Annotated in this window: 17 protein-coding genes; 4 read left to right on the forward strand and 13 right to left on the reverse strand. The window is 46.4% G+C overall.

Features of this window, described 5'->3' with window-relative positions; all coding sequences use genetic code 11:
- Window positions 1-56: 56 nt before the first annotated feature.
- The 4 genes from rfbB to rfbA all read right to left on the reverse strand — a co-directional run bounded on the left by rfbB (window position 57) and on the right by rfbA (window position 3,201).
- Window positions 57-1,076: a dTDP-glucose 4,6-dehydratase gene (rfbB, locus tag DW892_RS09845; protein WP_117767272.1), complete on the reverse strand. Its 1,020-nt coding sequence runs from the start codon at window positions 1,074-1,076 to the stop codon at window positions 57-59.
- 185 nt (window positions 1,077-1,261) lie between these two features.
- On the reverse strand, window positions 1,262-1,759 hold the full coding sequence (locus DW892_RS09850; RefSeq protein WP_187362399.1) for a Fis family transcriptional regulator: 498 nt from the start codon (window positions 1,757-1,759) through the stop codon (window positions 1,262-1,264).
- 9 nt (window positions 1,760-1,768) lie between these two features.
- The gene (locus tag DW892_RS09855; RefSeq protein ID WP_117767274.1) at window positions 1,769-2,206 is read right to left on the reverse strand and encodes a DUF4869 domain-containing protein; all 438 of its coding nucleotides are present in this window, start codon (window positions 2,204-2,206) and stop codon (window positions 1,769-1,771) included.
- Window positions 2,207-2,301: 95 nt separating this feature from the next.
- Window positions 2,302-3,201: a glucose-1-phosphate thymidylyltransferase RfbA gene (gene rfbA / locus DW892_RS09860; RefSeq protein WP_117767276.1), complete on the reverse strand. Its 900-nt coding sequence runs from the start codon at window positions 3,199-3,201 to the stop codon at window positions 2,302-2,304.
- A 104-nt stretch (window positions 3,202-3,305) separates the two neighbouring features.
- Here rfbA and DW892_RS10675 point away from each other — a divergent pair, with 104 nt between their 5' ends.
- Window positions 3,306-3,809: an acyltransferase gene (locus DW892_RS10675; RefSeq protein WP_117767278.1), complete on the forward strand. Its 504-nt coding sequence runs from the start codon at window positions 3,306-3,308 to the stop codon at window positions 3,807-3,809.
- 73 nt (window positions 3,810-3,882) lie between these two features.
- Complete coding sequence (locus DW892_RS10530; RefSeq protein WP_147349871.1) at window positions 3,883-4,335, forward strand: hypothetical protein; 453 nt, start codon at window positions 3,883-3,885, stop codon at window positions 4,333-4,335.
- Between the two features lie 25 nt (window positions 4,336-4,360).
- On the opposite strand, the gene DW892_RS09870 is transcribed toward DW892_RS10530, so the two are convergent.
- From DW892_RS09870 to DW892_RS09905, 7 genes are all read right to left on the reverse strand, one after another.
- On the reverse strand, window positions 4,361-5,392 hold the full coding sequence (locus DW892_RS09870) for a polysaccharide pyruvyl transferase family protein (protein WP_117758307.1): 1,032 nt from the start codon (window positions 5,390-5,392) through the stop codon (window positions 4,361-4,363).
- On the reverse strand, window positions 5,392-6,957 hold the full coding sequence (locus DW892_RS09875; protein ID WP_147349872.1) for a hypothetical protein: 1,566 nt from the start codon (window positions 6,955-6,957) through the stop codon (window positions 5,392-5,394). Before DW892_RS09875 ends, DW892_RS09870 begins: the two co-directional genes overlap by 1 nt.
- A 9-nt stretch (window positions 6,958-6,966) precedes the next feature.
- Window positions 6,967-9,348, reverse strand: a complete 2,382-nt coding sequence (locus DW892_RS09880) for a glycosyltransferase (RefSeq protein ID WP_117767281.1) — start codon at window positions 9,346-9,348, stop codon at window positions 6,967-6,969.
- Window position 9,349: 1 nt separating this feature from the next.
- Window positions 9,350-11,350: a DUF2142 domain-containing protein gene (locus DW892_RS09885; RefSeq protein ID WP_117767283.1), complete on the reverse strand. Its 2,001-nt coding sequence runs from the start codon at window positions 11,348-11,350 to the stop codon at window positions 9,350-9,352.
- 202 nt (window positions 11,351-11,552) lie between these two features.
- Window positions 11,553-11,897 (reverse strand): DUF2304 domain-containing protein, encoded by a 345-nt coding sequence (locus tag DW892_RS09890; protein WP_233539719.1) that lies wholly within the window; start codon window positions 11,895-11,897, stop codon window positions 11,553-11,555.
- The gene (locus DW892_RS09895; RefSeq protein ID WP_117758312.1) at window positions 11,894-12,580 is read right to left on the reverse strand and encodes a glycosyltransferase family 2 protein; all 687 of its coding nucleotides are present in this window, start codon (window positions 12,578-12,580) and stop codon (window positions 11,894-11,896) included. The genes DW892_RS09890 and DW892_RS09895 overlap by 4 nt, the downstream gene beginning before the upstream one ends.
- An 821-nt stretch (window positions 12,581-13,401) precedes the next feature.
- Complete coding sequence (locus DW892_RS09905) at window positions 13,402-14,346, reverse strand: glycosyltransferase (protein ID WP_117767284.1); 945 nt, start codon at window positions 14,344-14,346, stop codon at window positions 13,402-13,404.
- A gap of 36 nt (window positions 14,347-14,382) precedes the next feature.
- On the opposite strand from DW892_RS09905, the gene DW892_RS09910 reads away from it, so the two are divergent.
- Entirely contained in the window at window positions 14,383-15,480 is a 1,098-nt protein-coding gene (locus DW892_RS09910) for a glycosyltransferase (protein WP_117767286.1), read from the forward strand.
- Window positions 15,481-15,513: 33 nt separating this feature from the next.
- Window positions 15,514-16,530 (forward strand): glycosyltransferase family 2 protein, encoded by a 1,017-nt coding sequence (locus DW892_RS09915; protein WP_117758315.1) that lies wholly within the window; start codon window positions 15,514-15,516, stop codon window positions 16,528-16,530.
- A gap of 146 nt (window positions 16,531-16,676) precedes the next feature.
- Here the strand turns inward: DW892_RS09915 and DW892_RS09920 are convergent, their stop codons facing one another.
- Window positions 16,677-18,227 (reverse strand): oligosaccharide flippase family protein, encoded by a 1,551-nt coding sequence (locus DW892_RS09920; RefSeq protein WP_117758316.1) that lies wholly within the window; start codon window positions 18,225-18,227, stop codon window positions 16,677-16,679.
- 15 nt (window positions 18,228-18,242) lie between these two features.
- A complete protein-coding gene (locus DW892_RS09925; protein WP_158567057.1) occupies window positions 18,243-19,511 on the reverse strand; it encodes an NlpC/P60 family protein in 1,269 nt (422 codons plus the stop codon).
- Between the last annotated feature and the right edge of the window lie 33 nt (window positions 19,512-19,544).

The raw sequence follows: 19,544 nt of genomic DNA on the forward strand, positions 1-19,544 counted from the left end.
ATGCCCTGCGGCACCGCGAGGGGCGCTCGAAAAGGTAAACGTCCGGGAATCCGGGCCTACTGCCCCTGCGCCCTGTAACGGGCCTCGGTGGCCTCCTTGGCCGGTCGCCACCAGGACTCGTTCTCCACGTACCAGCCGATGGTCTGCTTCAGGCCCTCGGCGAAGTCGGTGTGGGCCGGCCTCCAGCCCAGCTCGCGCTGGAGCTTCGTGCTGTCGATGGCGTAGCGGCGGTCGTGGCCGGGGCGGTCGGCGACCCAGTCGAAGTCCTCGGGGTCGCGCCCCATGGCCTCCAGGATCATGCGCAGGACCGTGATGTTGTCCCTCTCGCCGTCCGCTCCGATGAGGTAGGTCTCCCCCGTGCGGCCCTTGGTCAGGATGTCCCAGACGGCCGAGGAGTGGTCCTCGGTGTGGATCCAGTCGCGGACGTTCTCGCCGCGGCCGTAGAGCTTGGGGCGGACGCCGTCGATGATGTTCGTGATCTGCCTGGGGATGAACTTCTCCACGTGCTGGTAGGGGCCGTAGTTGTTGGAGCAGTTGGAGATCGTTGTCCGTAGGCCGTAGGTGCGGGTCCATGCGCGCACGAGCATGTCGGAGCTGGCCTTGGTGCTCGAGTACGGGCTGCTCGGGTGGTACGGCGTCTCCTCGGTGAACTTGGCCGGGTCGTCGAGTGCCAGGTCGCCGTAGACCTCGTCGGTGGAGACGTGGTGGTAGCGGACGCCGTGCTTGCGGACGGCCTCCAGCAGGCGGAAGGTGCCCTCGACGTTGGTGCGGAGGAACGGCTCGGGGTCGGCGATGGAGTTGTCGTTGTGGCTCTCGGCGGCGTAGTGCACGATGGCGTCGTGGCCCGGGACGACCCTATCGAGCAGAGCGGCGTCGCAGATGTCGCCCACGACGAGCTCCACGCGGTCGGAGGGCAGACCGGCGATGTTCTCGGGGTTGCCGGCGTAGGTCAGCTTGTCCAGGACGGTCACGTGCACGTCGGGGTGGTTGTTGACCACGTAGTGCACGAAGTTGCTGCCGATGAAGCCGCAGCCGCCCGTGACGATGATGTTGTGGGGTTCAAAAATCTCAGACATGAAAATCCAATCTGAAGCATGTATAGCTTCTTTAGTATGCCGCAGGAAGTGACGCCGCGACACTATTCAACAAAACTATCGGACATTTCGGCATGCGATAAGAGCCATAACCTTCGCAGAATTACCTCCTGTACAAAACGCCTCCGGAATGCAGTCTTTGTCGTAGTGAAAAACCGAATCCCCAGTTATTTCACGTAAGTAATGTCCTGTTTTGGCGCCGACCGGGAAATAGCATAACGATGATTCCCGCGATCTTGATAAACAGGGACGAAAGAATGGTATTTTCCGCTCGTCTTAATCTTGTAAATCTCATCCACGCTATACGGAAGATTGGGGAAATCAGCCCTTGAGATCAGCACGAAATAATTCGAGGAATACAGCACATGATGGGCAAACTCATCAGAATGGATCTCTTTTAAGCCCTCATCGACAAATACAATCGAGTCATGAACGGACGAAAGCTGGTTTCGCCAATCATAATCGGTCAGGGCGACACAGGGACAATCGCATTGCAAGGAAACGCCCGACTGCTCGCCCGTTCGCATGTAGTCTGCGACCATGTCAAACAGTGTCGTCTTACCCGTGCCGCTATCGCCACGCACAATAGTGATGTTCCGCTTGATGGTAAATGTGTACTTGGTTCCCCTGCGGCGGGAAATCTTAACGAGATGCGAACCGTTCATAAGCAGTACCTACAGATACGGAATCGACTCGTGAATCAATTCGGCCATGTTGTGAACGATTCGGCCGCTATTCACGACTTTAATTTTAAAATCCTCGCGACCAAAGTCCATCACATGATAGAGATTCACAACAAGTTTGCGGTCTTTCGCCATGTCGAGAATCCACTTGGCACAGTTGTCACCACAGGTAGAAGCGTTAAAAATTTGCTTACGATCAAATCTCATAAGCAGCAGCGTTTTCACGCCACCAGAAAGCTGGAGTGGGGAGATGGATCCAAGCACAGGGCTTTCGATGACGTTTTCGGAAACAACATCCGATCGATCAACATCTTTAATTATCGAGACTGCATAGGGATCCGTAATCCAAGAAGACCGGTAAGAGTTTTTGAAATATGTCGCTGTGTTGTAAATCGCTTCTGGCATATCGCCAAAGTAGACGCTTAACACATCCACTCCCAATCATATTGTCTTTATGGTCAACGTAATCATAACGAAAGGGGCCACCAGATAAACGGTGACCCCTAAAAGAAAACAAGCTTGCGCTAGTACTCGCGCGGGCTGTTGACGATCTCGCCGGCGGCGACCTTCTTCAGGTGCTGCCCGTAGACCGACTTGCCGTAGGCCTTGGCCGCCTCCTCCAGCTCGGCGGTCGTGATCCAGCCGTTCTCCCAGGCGATCTCCTCGGGGACCGAGACCGGCAGGTCCTGGGAGTGCTCCACGGCGCGGACGAACTCCGCGGCCTCGTGCAGGCTCTCCATGGTGCCGGTGTCGAGCCACGCGTAGCCGCGGCCGAGGGTGACCACGGACAGCGTCCCCTCCTCCAGGTACATCTGGTTGAGCGTCGTGATCTCCAGCTCGCCACGGGCGGAGGGCTCGACCTCGTGCGCCTTGGCGGCCACGTCGCCCGGGTAGAAGTACAGGCCGGTGACGGCGTAGGAGCTCTTGGGGCACTCGGGCTTCTCCTCGATGGAGACGGCCCTCCCCTGCGCATCGAACTCCACGACCCCAAAGCGCTCGGGGTCGTCCACGTGGTAGCCGAAGACCGTGGCCCTCCCCGACTCGGCGTTCTGTACGGCGCGCGTCAGGTGGCGCGACAGGCCGTTGCCGTAGAAGATGTTGTCGCCGAGCACCAGGGCGCACGGCTCGCCGGCGATGAACTCCTCGCCGATGGTGAACGCCTGCGCCAGGCCGTCCGGCGAGGGCTGCTCGGCGTAGGACAGGTTCACGCCGTAGCGCGAGCCGTCCCCGAGCAGGCGCTCGAAGTTGGGCAGGTCCGTCGGCGTGGAGATGACCAGGATGTCCCGGATGCCAGCCAGCATGAGGGTGGACAGCGGGTAGTAGATCATGGGCTTGTCGTAGACCGGCAGCAGCTGCTTTGAGGTCACGAGCGTGAGCGGGTACAGGCGGGTGCCGGACCCGCCGGCGAGGATGATGCCTTTCATATAATCCGTCCTCTGTAATCGAAAATAGTTATAAATCAAGCGGTTAGTAAGAGTTTGATATTCTTTAAGTTAAACCTTCTCAATATTAACGAAAGAAGCAATTGATGAACAACCGCAAGGACACAACCCGTAGAGACGACATAACGAACGTGAGGGCCCTTGCAATATTCCTTGTAGTCCTAGGCCACAGCATTATTCTGTATTCAAGTGCGTGGGGATATTATCCAACTGAACAAAAATCAATTCTGTTGGATAATCTCAAATTCTTAAATAACGGAATCCAGATGCCCTTGTTCTTTTCGTTATCTGGCTTTTGTTTTTTATGGAGCTGGAATCGATCAAGCGATTTTATAAATCAGGTCATTAAAAAAGCTCAACGCTTAATTATCCCCTATATCATGATTGGAATATGTTGGCTCTTCCCCATCAGGATGCTCGTTAAGTATCCCTATTACAATGGCCTAACTGTACCGCACATCATCTTTAAATCAATTCTGTTGGGCGAAGACAACGGTCACCTTTGGTTTCTCCCGACTCTTTTTTTTCATTACAGCAGCCATGTCGTGCATCTTTCAAATACTCGAAAAGAGCCCTCTAACAAGTTTTAAGGTTCCGATAGTTTTCGGCGCTTCAATTTATCTTTACCATTTTGGAATACCATCAGCGAACAGATATATCAATTTGGCAGAAGCAAATGCAATATGGTTTGCGCTTGGCCTAACAATCCACTACTTGGAAGCAAACAAATGGTTCGAGAGCTATAAAAGGCGTAAAAGCATATCAATAGTCCTAATACTATTATTCCTTGTAAACTTACTAAAACAAGTGGTGCCCCCCATTGCTTCCACCGCCCTTACTTGCATGGCGCTTGCATCAATTTATTGTGTCATCCCCCAAAAGGCAAACCTACTAACCGAAAAGATTAGCAAAAACAGTATGGGAATATATCTTTTTCATTCTCCACTGGTTTACATTTCTTTTACCTACTGGCCCAACATAGCCCCAATGGCGATGGCAGCAATTAACCTGATTGGATTTGGATCAGTCGCCTATATGTTGACGAATCTAATTCGAGCCACAAATATGGGTTGGATAATCGGAGAAACGCCAAAGGCACCACACGATAAGAAATAGGGAAAGCAATAGCCAAGGAATACAGCTAATTAAACTGTTTCTTCCATTTATCGATGCTCGTCCAGGGAAGATTAATCTCAGTTTTAACGGGATGGTTTACCCAATCAGCTAATTTATGGAGATAGCCGTCCTCGCGTTCAAGAACGGGAAGTCCCGTGTCTTCACCGATTTGGCGGGCTCGATTATCAATTGCAATAATTAGAGAGCGATGTCCTCCATTTAAACAGCGGATGCCCGCATGGAGACGCGTCCCCACATAATCAAACTCCTCGGTTTCAATTACACGATTAAGCTCTTCGGTATTGGGGCCTATGACATTAAATTGCTTCAGATCGACTATTTGATCAAGACACCAATCAACATCATGGCTTCCTTGAATCCAAATCGTTACCTTTTCGTATTCCGACGACAGCAATTCCAGCATCTTACGGTCACGTTCCGCATCGAAACAATAATCGGTAATTGACGTAACAACGTTTTTAGAACGCTTAGAGGATATCTCGAGTTGCCTAGATGGGGTTAACGACCACATGGTCGGACATGCGGTATTAAGAACATTCTCTATGCCAATAGAGTTAAGCCTCTTCTTAGTCATTTCATCTCGAACACTATGAAGATATTCATCGGATAGCAAGGTTTTATAGAACTTCTTTGTATAGGCGTCGATAGCATCGTCCACCCCAATATCAGACATGCCCACGCCGAACAAAACAACATTTCTATTATTGCCCAACCGCTTGGCAAGCGCCCATTGCTGCTGATCAGCCATATGCGTATACAGAATATTGGTGCCGCACAACAGCTTTACGTATTCAGGATACATTTCAAGCTCTTTGGAATAATAGTGCGTTGCCACATGGGGCAACGCACCGCCAAAGATTTGATCCGCGATACAGCCACAGGCATCCATGATCACATGGTCACCAGAGTTCTCGCTTCCCATAGCCGTATCCAAAAGGAGATAGCGTTCTTGCTTAACACCATCGGATTTTTCATCGTGCCTGCACGATGTCGCAGAGGCTTTAAGTAGCTGAGTCCATTGGTTAAAGCGCGCCATTAGTTTCTCCGAAATAAACGTTTGAGTAGAGCAACGTGACCGCCTTCGACGCCCGTCGAAGCAGAAGGCTGAAACGGTTCACAATAATCATCAGATAGGTTAAAAACGGCAAACACGCTGCATGCGCCACTTTCAACCGAACGAACAACAGGATGAGCGTTGCGAGAAGGCGAAAGACAGACTAGTTGGCTTAGCTCGGCGACACAAAGCGGATTCTTGCCGTCTTCCGCAAAAGAGTATATATGAATGCGAAGATAGGCCTCTTCATCATCATTTAAAAACAGCGGAACATGCCCCGCAAAAAGACCGTCCCTAGATTCAAGACTAATCCAGCGAATATCAGACTGATCAAGGGCACACCAAACTGCCGCGCGAACATCCACAGGCATCAAAGACGACTCAAAACGCACAGTCAAATCAACAGAAGAAGCTTGAATGAGCGTTTGAGACATGGCAGACGATCGCAATCGAGCATCAGCGAGATGATCGCTGAGCAAGAAGACCTTACTTAGTTCTTCGGTTTTTAGCACATTCCCGAAGGCGGACTTCCCGCTAACCAAGGATGGCTCTTCATTCAGATAACGTGTAAAGGCCTCGAAGAACATTTCATTTTCACGCTCAATCGACGTGCAGCTAAATCGATTAGGCGAATCGCATTTTGAGCCTGAAAGAGCCTCAAGAATAGAAGAAGCAATGCCGCAAGCAGAGGGCTCAGCGAGGTGGATGGTGCCCTCCGGAAAGTCGAGTAGATTATTCTCACGGTTTATTTCAATTACCGAAAGCTTCGATGCAAGCATTTCGAAAGGCAGGCGAGAGGGATTAGTCACGCTCAACGATACGCCGGCAACACACTTGGCATAAAGCGAGGCGCATTCATCAGCGGTCAAGATGCCGAGGCTGCGTACACGTGGATCACGAATGGGAGGCATTGCGTCTTCGCCGTATAAATATACGACAACTGCATCGTCGAGCTTGAGAAGCAATTTAATTGCATCAAGCAACATGCCAGACAAACGCCGATCCTTATTGGATTGATAAATAGCACAGATGGCATACTCTCTGCTTAGATTTTGTTCCTGCGCAGTATATATATCGCTAACGCCAAAATCACAATATGGGACTTCATGCGAATAATAGGGTTCAACTTTTTTAGAAAGCCATCTGCCTATTGTTATGGGGTTCAGTTCATAACGATAACTTGCTTCGGCATTTAGATACATCTCCCCCATCGGATAGAACCAAGGTTCAAAATCCTGAATGAAGTAGAACTTATGGGTGCACTTCTGCATAGATGCAAAGTGCGCCGTATTCCAAGCGGTGGCGATTACTGCAAAAAAATCCTCGGACACACTCGGAGCCACACGAACTTCTTTAGGCGAATAACCAAACCAATCCTTTATTTCGGTCTGAACTCTATGAGCACTTTTGTATGCTTCACAGCCCGGCATAATGTAAAAGTAGTTCTCATATCCGCGAGAATCTAGAAAGGAAGCCTTGCTGCAGATGGTTCGAAAGCCGCCAGAACCCTTTGCCGGCGGAGATATTATCCAGGCAATTTGTTTCATTTAAAGCACTCAAATCGCTTCGTAGTCAAAAGGATCGAACTTATATAACGCTGCGCGCTTGGGATCTCGAGAAAAGTTAACGGAGAACCATGGATCTCCCTCAGAGAAACGCTCGGACCAGTTATGCAACAATCGTGCCTTATCCTCAAAATGCTTATGAGAGCGAGATTTACTATCAAGGGATTTGTCAACACATGCCATATGGTAGAGACATGCCTCTGGTGTATAGATCACTTTTAACCCAGCTTGAGAAGACTTGAAGCAAATATCAACATCCGAATAGTCAAGAAGATACGACTCATCAAAACCACCCAGACGATTAAAATGTTCGCGTGAAATAGCTAAACAGACACCACTCACCGCCGATACATCCCTTACGGTCAATGGCATATAGATATAGCCAGGAGAAGAGCGATGAATGCCTTGCGACAGGTTGACGATTGATTCTCCAACATAAGACAGGCCTGCCTGCTGCACAATGCCGTCAAGATCGCACGTCATTGTTCCAACGACGCCAACATCCTCTCGTTGAGAAAAACCGACGAGAGTCTTTAGCCACGAGGAGTCTAGTGCCTGAATATCGTCATGAATAAAGACGAGTTGCTCGCCACGCGCGGCGAAAGCACCGGCATTTCTCCACACAGATATATTAAAGGGGTCATCAAGCGCGTGAACGATATAGCGGCAACGAAGTCCAGAGCTCGATTGCTTAACAGCAGCTTCCACTTCCTGCGAGCACACGAAAACGACTTCAAGATCATCAAAATCGGTGTCATTGATTGAAGATACAAGAGTCGAAAGAACCGAAGAATTGCCGCGGGTGGTAACGATTAATGAACAGGACTCAGATGAAGGAACATCATAAATGGGGCTATAACGAAAAGCACGATTATGAGAATTGACCACAGTCGCCTTGATACCGCATCTATCAAGGTGCTCCTGAACAGCTTTTATTCCAGCGAGGGTTGCATAGGGTTTACTATCGGAATTACCCGCAGTCGAATTCTCGCTTATTCTCCAGTGATACAAGATTTTAGGAACGTGATGGATCGTCCCACCAAGTTCGGCAATCTTCAGCACCATGGCATGGTCCTGGGCGCCATCCAACTCGCTGTTAGAAAGGTCAATTCTGTCTAAACATGCCCTCTTAATAGTAAGAAGGTGGCAAATATAATTATTGTCTCGAGCCATATCAAGACTAAAATCCGGCTTAAAAGTAGGATGAGCCAAGGACCCATCAGGCAATAGCTTATCTTCATCACAGTAGAGAAGATTAATATCCGAATTTTGATTTAGAGCGTGTGCATACTCAAACAAGATATTCGGTTCGAGAACATCATCATGATCGAAAAAGCAAAGGTAGTCTCCCTTGGCCATCTTGATTCCGACATTGGTGTTCTCAGTGATACCTAGATTGCCCTCAAGATCAGTCACTTTAATTCTAGAATCTGCAGTCACGTACTCGGAAACCAAGTCGCTAAGTCCATCGTAATCTGGCGTAGAGTTAACCAGGATGAGTTCCCAATTCGAATACGTCTGAGCAATCACAGAATCAGCCATATCCCTGAAGAAATTCAAGGGAGTCTTATATAGAGGAACGATGATTGAAAACAAGGGCTGGTATGCAAGTCTTATTTGTGCTTGTGCCCGCGAATCGGATCCAGTCAATCTGCGCCCAGAAAACCAGGACAAATAACGGGGTTGATCGAATGCACACGCATGATTCCGATCAGCCTCATCCAAAAGCTCTTTAAGCATATCTTTCTTTAGATTGATAAACGTATCTAGATGACCAGAAGCCCTGTGTATGCAAATGCACAGGCTATCCCCGACCTCAGGAATATGAAGAGAGAAATTTATTAGACCAGGATTCGCATCGGCTATTAATTTATTAAATAACAAAGATTCCCCAACAACGCAGGCTTCTTCATTAAAAGCGACAATACGATCACCCTCAAGGTAATCAGTACCCGAAAGAACACCTCTAACGATTACGCCATCAACGCAGGGAATAAAGCTCTCAATTTGGATAGAAGCGAGCGCATGCACGCCAGAACGGTCAATATTGCGAAATTGTCCACAATGCTCCGCGCGCAGCAAGCCGTTAACTTTCGACTCAATCGAAAACTTGCCAGGATTGATGCGGCGCTGGTAAATTACATTATCTCCGCTAAAGAAAGACAGCGATTGGTCGACACCAAAATCGGCAAGAACAGCAACAAATTCAGTCTCTGAAATAGGAATGATTCTTGCGGGCAGAATTTGCCCATTAGGTGATTGCGACTCAACAGCATCAGGAAAAACGGATGCGGCTTCATACAGTAGATATAGCTTGCCGTCGCCACGGCAATTTAGCTTATTGTTAAATTCGGTATTAAAAACTATGCCCATATCAGCAACACTTTCCAACAACTAAAACAAACTCGCAAATCGTAGCCAAAGTAAACGGGAATACGAGGCATATCAATATGAATCGTTTGCTGTCCCCAAAGACCAAGCGACTTTGGTTAAGGATAAACGATAGGCACGGAACCAGAAGTGGCAAAAGGTAACGACTCTGGCAACCATTAACTGTCCCCAATCCAACGGGAGTAAAAGACACATAAAGTGCAGTTGCCACCAAAGTCACCGTAAACAAAAACACAAATGAGGCCCATAGAAATTGTGCGAGACCAATATGATTAACGCTAATCGAATCGGCCGAAAAAAGCCCAAACAACAATAGGCAAACAGCTGGAAGCACCTGAACCAACCCACGGATTGCATTTACAGAAATCTGAGCAGCAAGCGATCCAAGGTATGCAAAGTTCAATGCATATCCAGAAGAGGTTATCGGATTTAAATAATAAGTTGAAAAATAATTGGCGAGTATTTCCGCGTAGCGCAATGGATCGGCGAGAATGAAAGCGATTTGCTGACCAGAGTTAACATCGGAGCCGCCTCGCATATCGCCAACGTTAGATCCGCCGGCCGTTGAAAACAAGAACGGAAGCGCAAATGAGGCAAAAGCAATCAAGCCCAAAACAAACACGGCGGCATAGTAATGAACTCGTTGCTTCGAGCCCGCAAAACGATTACGCGGAACCATAAAGAAAAGACCGATTATCGGAAAATACACAGCTTTGACTGCGAGTCCTAAAAAGGTAAATAAAAATGCGAGTGCTATATTGCGATCTGTAAATTCATTTAAATCACCCCATGCATACCTCAAAAAATAAGCAAAACCGAGAATGATAAACGAAATGAGCCATGCATCATATGAGAAACATGACGCAAGAAAGATCGAAGTTGGCAGCATTCCCACAAAAGCAAATAGTCCCTTTTTTGAGGGCGTAACCTTGATTGCAATGGCAATTGCAAGACAGTAACTAAATAAATTGCAAATCCGAGCGAATTGAATCATAGAAGAAAAATCGAAATGCAGAAGGCGAGCGAGCCAAAGGCCAATTGCCGATGGAATATACCCAATGCTACTAAGCGTATAAACGAATTCTTCATGCTTGTTAACTTGCACATGACCAGAAGCGATATCAGATCTATAGGAGCCATTCAACTGCCTAGCATGCTCAAGAATTTCCGCTCGATCAAAATGGGAAAGAGAGGGCTCTTCATAGCCCTGTGCACGACGGACCGCTTCGTCAGTAAAGTTAATATCCGAATCAGTTTTTTGAGTTTCAAATAAATAAGATGTCGAAAGGGCATTGGAATAGTGAATTTGATCATCCCATGAAATACCCGTCGTTATCGGAGTGCTCACCACAAGGAAAACACCAATTGAGAATGCAGCGATAAAGAAAGCAACAGGAAGGGCAGAATTTCTCTTTCGAATGCCCGAGCAAGCCGTGAAAACCGAAGTTATGATTACCAGCAGGAAATAAACAACAGCATTAATGAACCCATTCACGAATGCAATCGTAGAGCAGCCAAAAACAATAAAGAATGCGATAATCAGCAGGGAAACGTAATCGGTAGCCTTGACCCTCGCCGAAGCAGAATGGAACAACGCTTTCAGAGAAAAGCCGCTTTGGAATAAATAGAGTATTGCGCAATAGGAAATCAGAAAAAAGAATATGAGCCGCTTTTTATTCCAGTCAGCAATATTCGAGAAATGAGAAGCCGGCGAGCCAAGAACGGTGCAGCCCTCCCAGATGACCGCCACAGCAAATGCCGTAAGCAACAGGACTAATAATTGAGCGCAGCGACCAGAACAGTTGCCACGCTTTTTTTCATCATCTGAGGAAAGGAAGATATAATATGATTGCCAAATGGCAACATCTACAACGACGCAATAGAGCGCTAAAACGAACAGCTGTGAGACAGAGTGGTTCACATAAAAGTGCTTCATGCACAGAAGCTCGACAATAAAGAGAAGAGCAACGAAGACGGCTTTCATTATTTGCTTTTGGTTTACGCATCGAGACAACACGGGGCTAATTCACCTTTATCCAAATCAAGCTGCAAGGGCCCTCGAAGAATCGTTCCCAGTCATCTGGATGACAAGTATGGGCACCAAGCACTGTTCACAACTGTTGAAAGAAATATAAGTAGAGACATTCCCATCCGGATGATTTATACGCCAAAGCGAAACGCATAGCCTACTTTTCCTTCTCCCTACTTAACGCAACAGCCTGAACAAGCGAGTTCAAACGCTCTTCCTGTCGAGAGAGGCGAAGAGAATTGCAGAAATCACGGACCACAAGAACGGCAATAACGTAAAGGAACACGAAGTTAGAAGCCGACAGGAAACCAAATAGACTTGAAAGCCACATTGCAACTTGTGGAAAAACGCCCAAAATTACAAAACTGACGCTGAATAGCAGCCAAAACAGAGAATCCAAAACTTGCATTTGGGATTTTTTTAATTTGCGCAATACGAACACGAATACCAAAACAGCGCAAACGAGAAGCAAAATACGAAGAGAGACCGGCAAATGGATCACCTAAACCACTGAACGACAAGGAGCGTAACGAAAACACGAACCATATACTGCATAGACCTAACAGGGTTAAGATAGCTCTCGCCACCTTGACGCTCGCGCATCTTAACCTGTACCTCTGAAATAGAATACCCTTGCTTCAAAAAGAGAGCGAGAGATTCTGGTTCCGGATTTAAGGTATTGTCGTAATAGTATTTCGTAAGAATATCCCGCCCAAATAGCCTAAATCCAGACGTGGGGTCACTGATCCTCTTGCCTGTCAGAATCTTTATTAGCACCGTAATCATACGCGAGCCGATCATGCGAAGCGTCTTGTCTTTGCGCACGCTTACAAACCTAGAGCCAATGACAATATCTGATCCATCAGATTGAGCCCTATCAACAAGGACCTTTATATATTCCGGACAATGCTGGCCGTCAGCATCAAACTGAACCATATAGTCATATCCATGATCAACCGCATAACGCGCAGCCGTCTGAAACCCAACGGTCAAACCACAGTTAATGGGCATATCAATGATGTCACAACCAAGATCCTTGCAGATAGCTAGCGTTCGATCTCGAGACCCATCATTGATAACAACAAAATCAAACTCAGGTGCAATTTGCCTGAGCTCGCATATCGTCTTTTCTATGCATTCCTCCTCATTATAAGCAGGAATAGCGATAAGAGTTTTAGGTGTCATATACACATAAACCGATCTCTAGTTTTTCTCATTATTATAGCGAGAGATATACAAATGGTTAAATAGACACAACGAATGGTGCACCCTTGATTATCAACCCTTGATTATCAACTTCATCCGAACACCTCCCACATTCATCCGCACATGTGCGGATGAATGTGGGAACCCGATACCCTGAGGGCCGAACCGGTTGGCCCCGGGGACTCGAAGGACGGCATGTCCGGAAAGAAGAAAAAGGGTTCCGAGAAGGCGACCCCGAGTATCTACGGCAGGCGCTCACCAGACACGAAAGGGACACGGTCCAGAAGATGCTGGAGCTGGACGCCCGCGCGCCTCCAGGGCGATGCTCGGCGGCGATGCGGAGGCGCTGCTAGACGCCTACAGCCTGGAGGACGTGCCCATCGGAAGACTCGACCTGACGCCGAGCCTCATCGAGAGGGCACGCGCAGAGAGGCGCGACGCCCCGCTGGCCTAGCCCAAAGGCAAAACGGAAGAGGCGGACCGACCGTCCGGCTGAGTCTGGAAAGAGGTGCCAGACTGAGGGCGGAGAATGGCCCCCGGACCTATCGAACACATATCCACCGTTCCTTCAACTGGGGAAACGGCGCCCCCGGGGTCCATGGGGGCCGCGGGGGCGTTCGGCTAGCCGCGGGTACGGACTATCTGCGCAGTGTGTTCGGCTGAGATCGGAAATCAACCACGAATGGTGCACACGGCATCGAGAACCCCGCAACAAACCTAGCCCTAGATTTCAAAGCTAGCAATCTTCCGAGTGTCAAACGGCATGGTTACGCCATGTCTCTCTAAGCGTAGGTGCACAACTACGAGGTTTTCTCAAATGATTTAATTGTAACCACACGCGCCATATTAATGACATTCATTAAATACGACTTAGAGCAAAATGGGATTTGAAGCAATTGGGAAATACCTTTTGCTCGATTACCAGAATGAATATTTCTCAACCCATTATTAAATAATGTATTTGCCTTTAGATAGTTCTCAGCTCGTCGCCGATCGAACCGCTCGGCGACGATTGTATCAATCTTATCGACATCCAGTGATCGGCCCTCTTTGAAAGCTGAACGTAAACACTGAGAAACAACGAACTGTTTATACAAATTGCTACGCGAAATGCTATTAACAGTCATTCTGTATCGAATGAGCGGCTCTGGAACATTTCCAATAGTGAACCCTTCCAGCTCGGCACGCAACAGTAAGTCATAATCTTCTGCTAGCGGAACAGACCGATACCCCATTTCAAATACAGACCTTCTTCCAAACCAACTCGGATGAGGTACGCAATTTCTAATCATAAGAGAACGCCTAACGCCTTCACTCGAACTTGGAATTGAATCAACGAGATATAATTGACTACCGTCTTCGTCAATGGCGTTCAAATAAGAACCCACTAGGTCAAGCTCATGTTCTTCAAGATACGACAACTGCCGTTCAATGCGCTGCGCCTCAGAAATGTCATCTGAGTCCATTCGGCAGATATACTGACCGCGTGAGACCTTGAACGCCCTTTCCAAAGATGCAGCAAGACCAAGATTGCGTTCATTTCTCACGAGGCAAATCCTACTGTCATGAGAGCTATAGTTTTGAGCAATATCGTAAAGTGTGTTGTCATCTGGATTATCAAAAACAACAACCACCTCGATTCGATGATAGGTCTGCTTTAAAATAGACGCTAGTGCCTCAGTAAAATCTTTGGCGCTCTCCCTATAACAAGGCATGAGCACTGAAACCAACTGTGAATCTGTCAACTAAAACCTCCAACACCGCTGCGGGAGCAAACGCTAATGAAAACTACCGATAGTTTAATAGTCCTTCATGTGGCATATATTACAAGTGATTTCGCTTCTGGCGTGTCTACAGTGGTGCCTCAATACCTAAATGAGCAGTCAGAAATAAAGGACATGAATATAGCTCTATTAAATCTTACAAACTACAGACCTAAAGATGCGAAATATCCCGTCTTCTATCAGTCATGCATAGAAAAACTTCCTGAACCGTTTTGCAATCCGTCACTCGTAATATTTCATGAGATATATAGGCCAGATCACATTAAACTAAGCCATTGGCTCAGAAGACGTGCGATCCCATACATCATCACACCACATGGGTCTCTAACATATGTGGCGCAAGAACAGCATCATTTAGCTAAACAATTGCTTAATGTTTTCTTCTATAACGGCTTTATTCGCAATGCTGATTGTATCCATTTTCTATCGGAAAAAGAGGCGATGAGTTCAAACGGCTTTAAACATAGGAAAGCAAGCATTATTCCAAATGGTGTTAGCATCCCAAAAGCCAAAGCCTCAAACTTAGACAGCCGCATCGCGCTTTTTATTGGCCGCCTAGATATAGAGGTCAAAGGTCTTGATCTACTGATCAAAAGTCTGCCACTAATTGCTGATGAGCTAAGAGGGCTCGGAGCAAAAATCTACATCTACGGTCCAGACGAAGATGGGTCTATGGCCAAACTGGAACTACTTATTGCCGACAATCAAGTATCCGATATTGTTTTATTAAATGGTCCAGTTAATGGTCAATCTAAAGCGGACGCTTTTCTCCAATCGCAGTTTTATATCCAACTTTCACGCACTGAAGGTTTCCCGACGTCTGTTTTGGAAGCACTAGCATATGGCCTCCCAATTATTGTTACCGAGGGAACCACATGGAAAGAAACAGCGAACAATAAAGGAATTGGAATCGGTGTAGAATCTGATCTCGAAGCCATTTCTAAAGCAATTCTCACGCTGTTCAATGACGATGAACTTCGTTGTAAACTTGCAACTGCAGCTAGAAAGTATGCAATTGAACACTTTCAATGGAAGGCCATTGCCAAGCGTCAATTTATTTTATACAGGGACATTGTAAACGGGCTTTCTAACTAACCATCTTGTTCTTCCAATACGGAAAGGGACTAAATGCTGTTTTCAATTATTATCCCTGCATATAATGCGGCATCCAGTTTGCCGGAAACGCTATCATCCATCTACCAACAAACATATGACGGCTATGAAATTATCCTCATTAATGATGGATCAGCAGACGCTACTGAAAGTGTCTGCAAAGTGTTTTGTGAATCTCACAACAATACTCATTACGTTAGACAAAATAATATGGGCGTATATGAGGCCAGGCGAAAAGGCGCGGAGATAAGCGCCGGAGATTACCTGGTCTTTGTTGATGCGGATGATTCTTTGCGCTTCGATACCCTATCTATTCTTGCTCGCGAAATCGATAAGTGCAATCCAGACATAATCTGTTTCAGCTATACAAGAAACCCAGACTATTCAAACGATCCGTTTATCAATCCCGCCCTTCCGTCTGGCATCTATGAAGGTGACGATCTCGACGAAGTCAAAAAATGTTTGGCGCGAGGGAAACTCAATTCAATTTGGGGAAAGGCAATCAAAAGAAACTGTCTGATTGACGATTTAAGCAATACCGATACAAAGAGAATCGATTTTGCAGAAGATTTTCTGCAAATGATACCCATAGTCGATTCAGCCAGATCGGTTTTACAAATAAGTGATGCGCTGTATTATTACAATTGTCAAAACGGACAAAGTGCAACACACAGCTATAAGGAAAAACAGCTTTCAGATTTAACCTTCGTCACCTCAAGCCTAGTGAAAATCGCCGCTCGTTGGGGAGAAGAAACAGAAAGGCTGGCATGGAAAACAAGAACGGAACAGTATCTTTATCTCCTATCGATCAACGAGCTCAGTGACAATAATGAGACCAAAAAACGTAACTTTGTTTCAATTTCAGAGGCCTTATTTAATCCCTCAATTAAAGCTGATGTCCCTTGCAGCACCTACAGACCTGACAGCTATTTACTGTTCCTTGCGGCAAAGAATAAGCACTATTTGTTATCTCGAGTAGTAATACGCTGTTGTGAACAGCTAAAACTATTGATACTGAAAATCTTGAGCTAATCGCCCTGTTGTCATCGCTCATTTTTCCTGGCACCGAGTAGTAAAACCAACCGACTTAGCCTTCGATAATCAAATGTCAGGCAAGCCGGTTGGTCATAAAAGTAATGAAAGAACATTAGGCTATTCTGCTTAACAAGCGTCACAGATTATCGCTTGATAAATGCAGATATGCTCGTCTTTTCGGATTCGTTTAGCCCAAACATCAAAACCAAGAAGAAATAGATAAAGAAATAAATTATTGCTGACACCAAAACCACCACAAGGCCAGATAAAAGGCTTTTAATTAGGTTATAGAGCAGCAGCAAAGCCCCCGTACCGGCAATAACCAAGACGGAAAGTTTGGCAATTTCAAGCCAAAATTTCTTTATGTTCAACCCAAGCTTTTCAGAATAATACCAATTCATACAGAAACCGTTACCTATAACCATAGCGATGGCTGTTGAAACTGCTGCGCCCACTATGCCCATAAGCTTGAGCAATATAATCGTCACGACCACGTTGACAAGCGCAATCGCAAGATACATATACCCCCTATACAGGTAAACATTCGCAACCTGCATTATGGTAAGTCCCAGGTTCTGAATTAAGTCAATGGTAAATGGAACCATTACGATCAAGGCGATATAGAAAGCGTCTATATAGTCCTTACCAGCCCAAATAATGATGAAATCTTTCCCCAGAACAATAAATAAACTAAGAACAAATCCGCAGACGATAAAGGAAATGCGACCGACTTTAATGAAGAGATCCGAAATTTCAGACATATCCTTATTCTGGCAATACAGTTCTGAAACTCGAGGAAGAAAAACTGATGAGGCTGCCGTACCGATTGTCATATAAATCGTGTAGATTTGAGATCCGACAGAATATACCGCAACGGCGGCAGCACCAAAATAATAGCCGACAATTAATTGATCGGTTTTCCAGAAAATCTGGTCAGCAATCGTCACCAATACAATCGCGCCGCTAAAAAATAGCAATCCTTTAGCCAGTTTCATGTCCCAGCCATGATATCTGAAACTAATGTGCAGATTATATTTAGCAAACAAACGCTGACTCACCGCGCACAACACATTTGTAACAAGCACAACTAAACATACGGCTAATGCATTCTTAAAAATTGTCGTAAGTCCATACACTATGAAAGGCTGAGCTATTAGGGCGGCCAATTGCGAGCCCTTCAAAAAAACGAACCTTTCATTAGCAGTTATCGCCGCAACGCTAATAGTGTTGTTCATGATAACAATTGTGTTGATCCCTAATACAACAAGCATTGCGGAACACTCATCAAGCTGTGAGTTTGTAAAACTGGCTGAATATACAAACCGAACAACCACGGCGAGAACGCAACTTATTAGCATCACGAACACAGATAGGACCCAGTACAGACGCCTAGCTATTGCGAGAGTATTCTCCATTAAGTCATTTTTGCCCTCTGCCATATACTTGCAATAAAAACGCCCAACACCGGCAGACAAAATCCCATTAATGGAAACTATATAAGACATGATAGAGCCTATCAATTGATAGAGTCCATATTCGTCTTGTCCAATGTTTTGCAACAACATCGGAACATATACAAAGCCGACTAAAGCCTGAGCCAGTATATAACCATATGTAATTATTATGCCAGTAAGTCTTCTGCTTGCGCTACTTATCAGAATCACCGTTTCACAATTAGTTGCTTCAAATACCATTCAGAAATTAAAGCACTATTTAATCAGAACAACCGATTGCCGAACCTCTCCTTTGTTCGCATTGTTAAAACAGGGTCCGATTAAATTCCCAGGCAGAATTTGATGCCACATTTTATTGTCATGCGGATTATCTCCCCAGAAGAACCCAATATGACAGTCGATTGATCCGTCAGTCTTAAAGAAGATAATATCTCCCTTTTGAGCATAACCACTATTTAGCATATCTTGGACAGTACGGAACTCATACATTTTGCATCCCAAATCTCGAGCATAGCCATACCATCTCCAAGCGTTAATATAGCCGCCACCGCCTGGCCCCCCAGCCCAAGGAGAGTGATTATTATTCTGCGCAATACGATTGACATCGCCACCAACCGCAGCATAAGCATGGGCCACGAAGCCAGTGCAATTCATGCCAGTATAGCCATCCCATCTCGGGGCACCTTTTGGGTAAAGGCAACTATCATAGGAGAAGCCACCGGAATATCTCGTTCCTAAATAATAGCCATCAAATTGATGCGTCGTAAGCCAAGTGACGAGTCCAATACGACTAACCCCCAAAACCGTTGAGCTGCCAAATGGGCTGTAGTAAATCTGAGTCGACTTCGACTGGAGAGTGCCATCAGGAAGCAAGACATCGCAGTAAAGATCGTAATAACCATCTTGCAATCCAAGTGCAGAGGGATTGAAATAAGCGTCATTCACACTGGAAAATTCTTTTAGAACACCCCATTTACTCCAGTCGGACTTGGCCCAAACAAATTTAAACTGAAATTGTCCAGATTTTTCAGCTGCAAGCGTTCCCAAATCAGCTCGAACTCCCCAAGAATTATTGCCATCAGTCGAAATTGCAGTAATCCTCGAGAAATCCCAACAGCTAATGATTGTTCTTTTTGTTTGGACAACTCCATCTGACCCCGAAACGTCACAGATCAATTCATAGTCTCCGGCGTCTTTTGGAGCCCATTGCAAGTGTGAACTTGTGCCCTGTTGAGCAACGCCCCAGTCAGCCCAATTATTCTTATTCCAGACGAACTTATACTGTAAGTAATTAGTATCACCCGAGCATCTAGCATCGATCTCAGTGCTTTCATTAGGCCTGACAAGCGTTGCAGAAGAACTCAGGGACTCGTAATTCCACTTCTCGGAGCCAATCGAGCATTCAGTCTTCGAGGTCATCGTCTGATCGTTGGCCTCATCAATAACATCAACAAAAACGGTGACAGCGCCAGATTTATCGACTCTCCAGTCAATTGAGGATTTACCTCTGCCGGAGTCAATCACACCCCATTCAGCCCAGTTGTTCCGCATCCAAAC

The organism is Collinsella sp. AM40-7AC, assembly GCF_003468125.1.
Classification (GTDB): Bacteria; Actinomycetota; Coriobacteriia; order Coriobacteriales; family Coriobacteriaceae; genus Collinsella; species Collinsella aerofaciens_O.

What these genes read in the sequence shown, in the direction of transcription:
- DW892_RS10675 (WP_117767278.1), top strand. Translation starts at nt 3,306, where the DNA reads ATGAACAACCGCAAGGACACAACCCGTAGAGACGACATAACGAACGTG.
- DW892_RS09880 (WP_117767281.1), bottom strand. Translation starts at nt 9,348, where the DNA reads ATGGGCATAGTTTTTAATACCGAATTTAACAATAAGCTAAATTGCCGT.
- DW892_RS09920 (WP_117758316.1), bottom strand. Translation starts at nt 18,227, where the DNA reads ATGGTATTTGAAGCAACTAATTGTGAAACGGTGATTCTGATAAGTAGC.
- DW892_RS09885 (WP_117767283.1), bottom strand. Translation starts at nt 11,350, where the DNA reads ATGAAAGCCGTCTTCGTTGCTCTTCTCTTTATTGTCGAGCTTCTGTGC.
- DW892_RS09875 (WP_147349872.1), bottom strand. Translation starts at nt 6,957, where the DNA reads ATGAAACAAATTGCCTGGATAATATCTCCGCCGGCAAAGGGTTCTGGC.
- DW892_RS09915 (WP_117758315.1), top strand. Translation starts at nt 15,514, where the DNA reads ATGCTGTTTTCAATTATTATCCCTGCATATAATGCGGCATCCAGTTTG.
- DW892_RS09895 (WP_117758312.1), bottom strand. Translation starts at nt 12,580, where the DNA reads ATGACACCTAAAACTCTTATCGCTATTCCTGCTTATAATGAGGAGGAA.
- DW892_RS09910 (WP_117767286.1), top strand. Translation starts at nt 14,383, where the DNA reads ATGAAAACTACCGATAGTTTAATAGTCCTTCATGTGGCATATATTACA.
- DW892_RS09870 (WP_117758307.1), bottom strand. Translation starts at nt 5,392, where the DNA reads ATGGCGCGCTTTAACCAATGGACTCAGCTACTTAAAGCCTCTGCGACA.
- rfbA (WP_117767276.1), bottom strand. Translation starts at nt 3,201, where the DNA reads ATGAAAGGCATCATCCTCGCCGGCGGGTCCGGCACCCGCCTGTACCCG.
- rfbB (WP_117767272.1), bottom strand. Translation starts at nt 1,076, where the DNA reads ATGTCTGAGATTTTTGAACCCCACAACATCATCGTCACGGGCGGCTGC.
- DW892_RS09850 (WP_187362399.1), bottom strand. Translation starts at nt 1,759, where the DNA reads ATGAACGGTTCGCATCTCGTTAAGATTTCCCGCCGCAGGGGAACCAAG.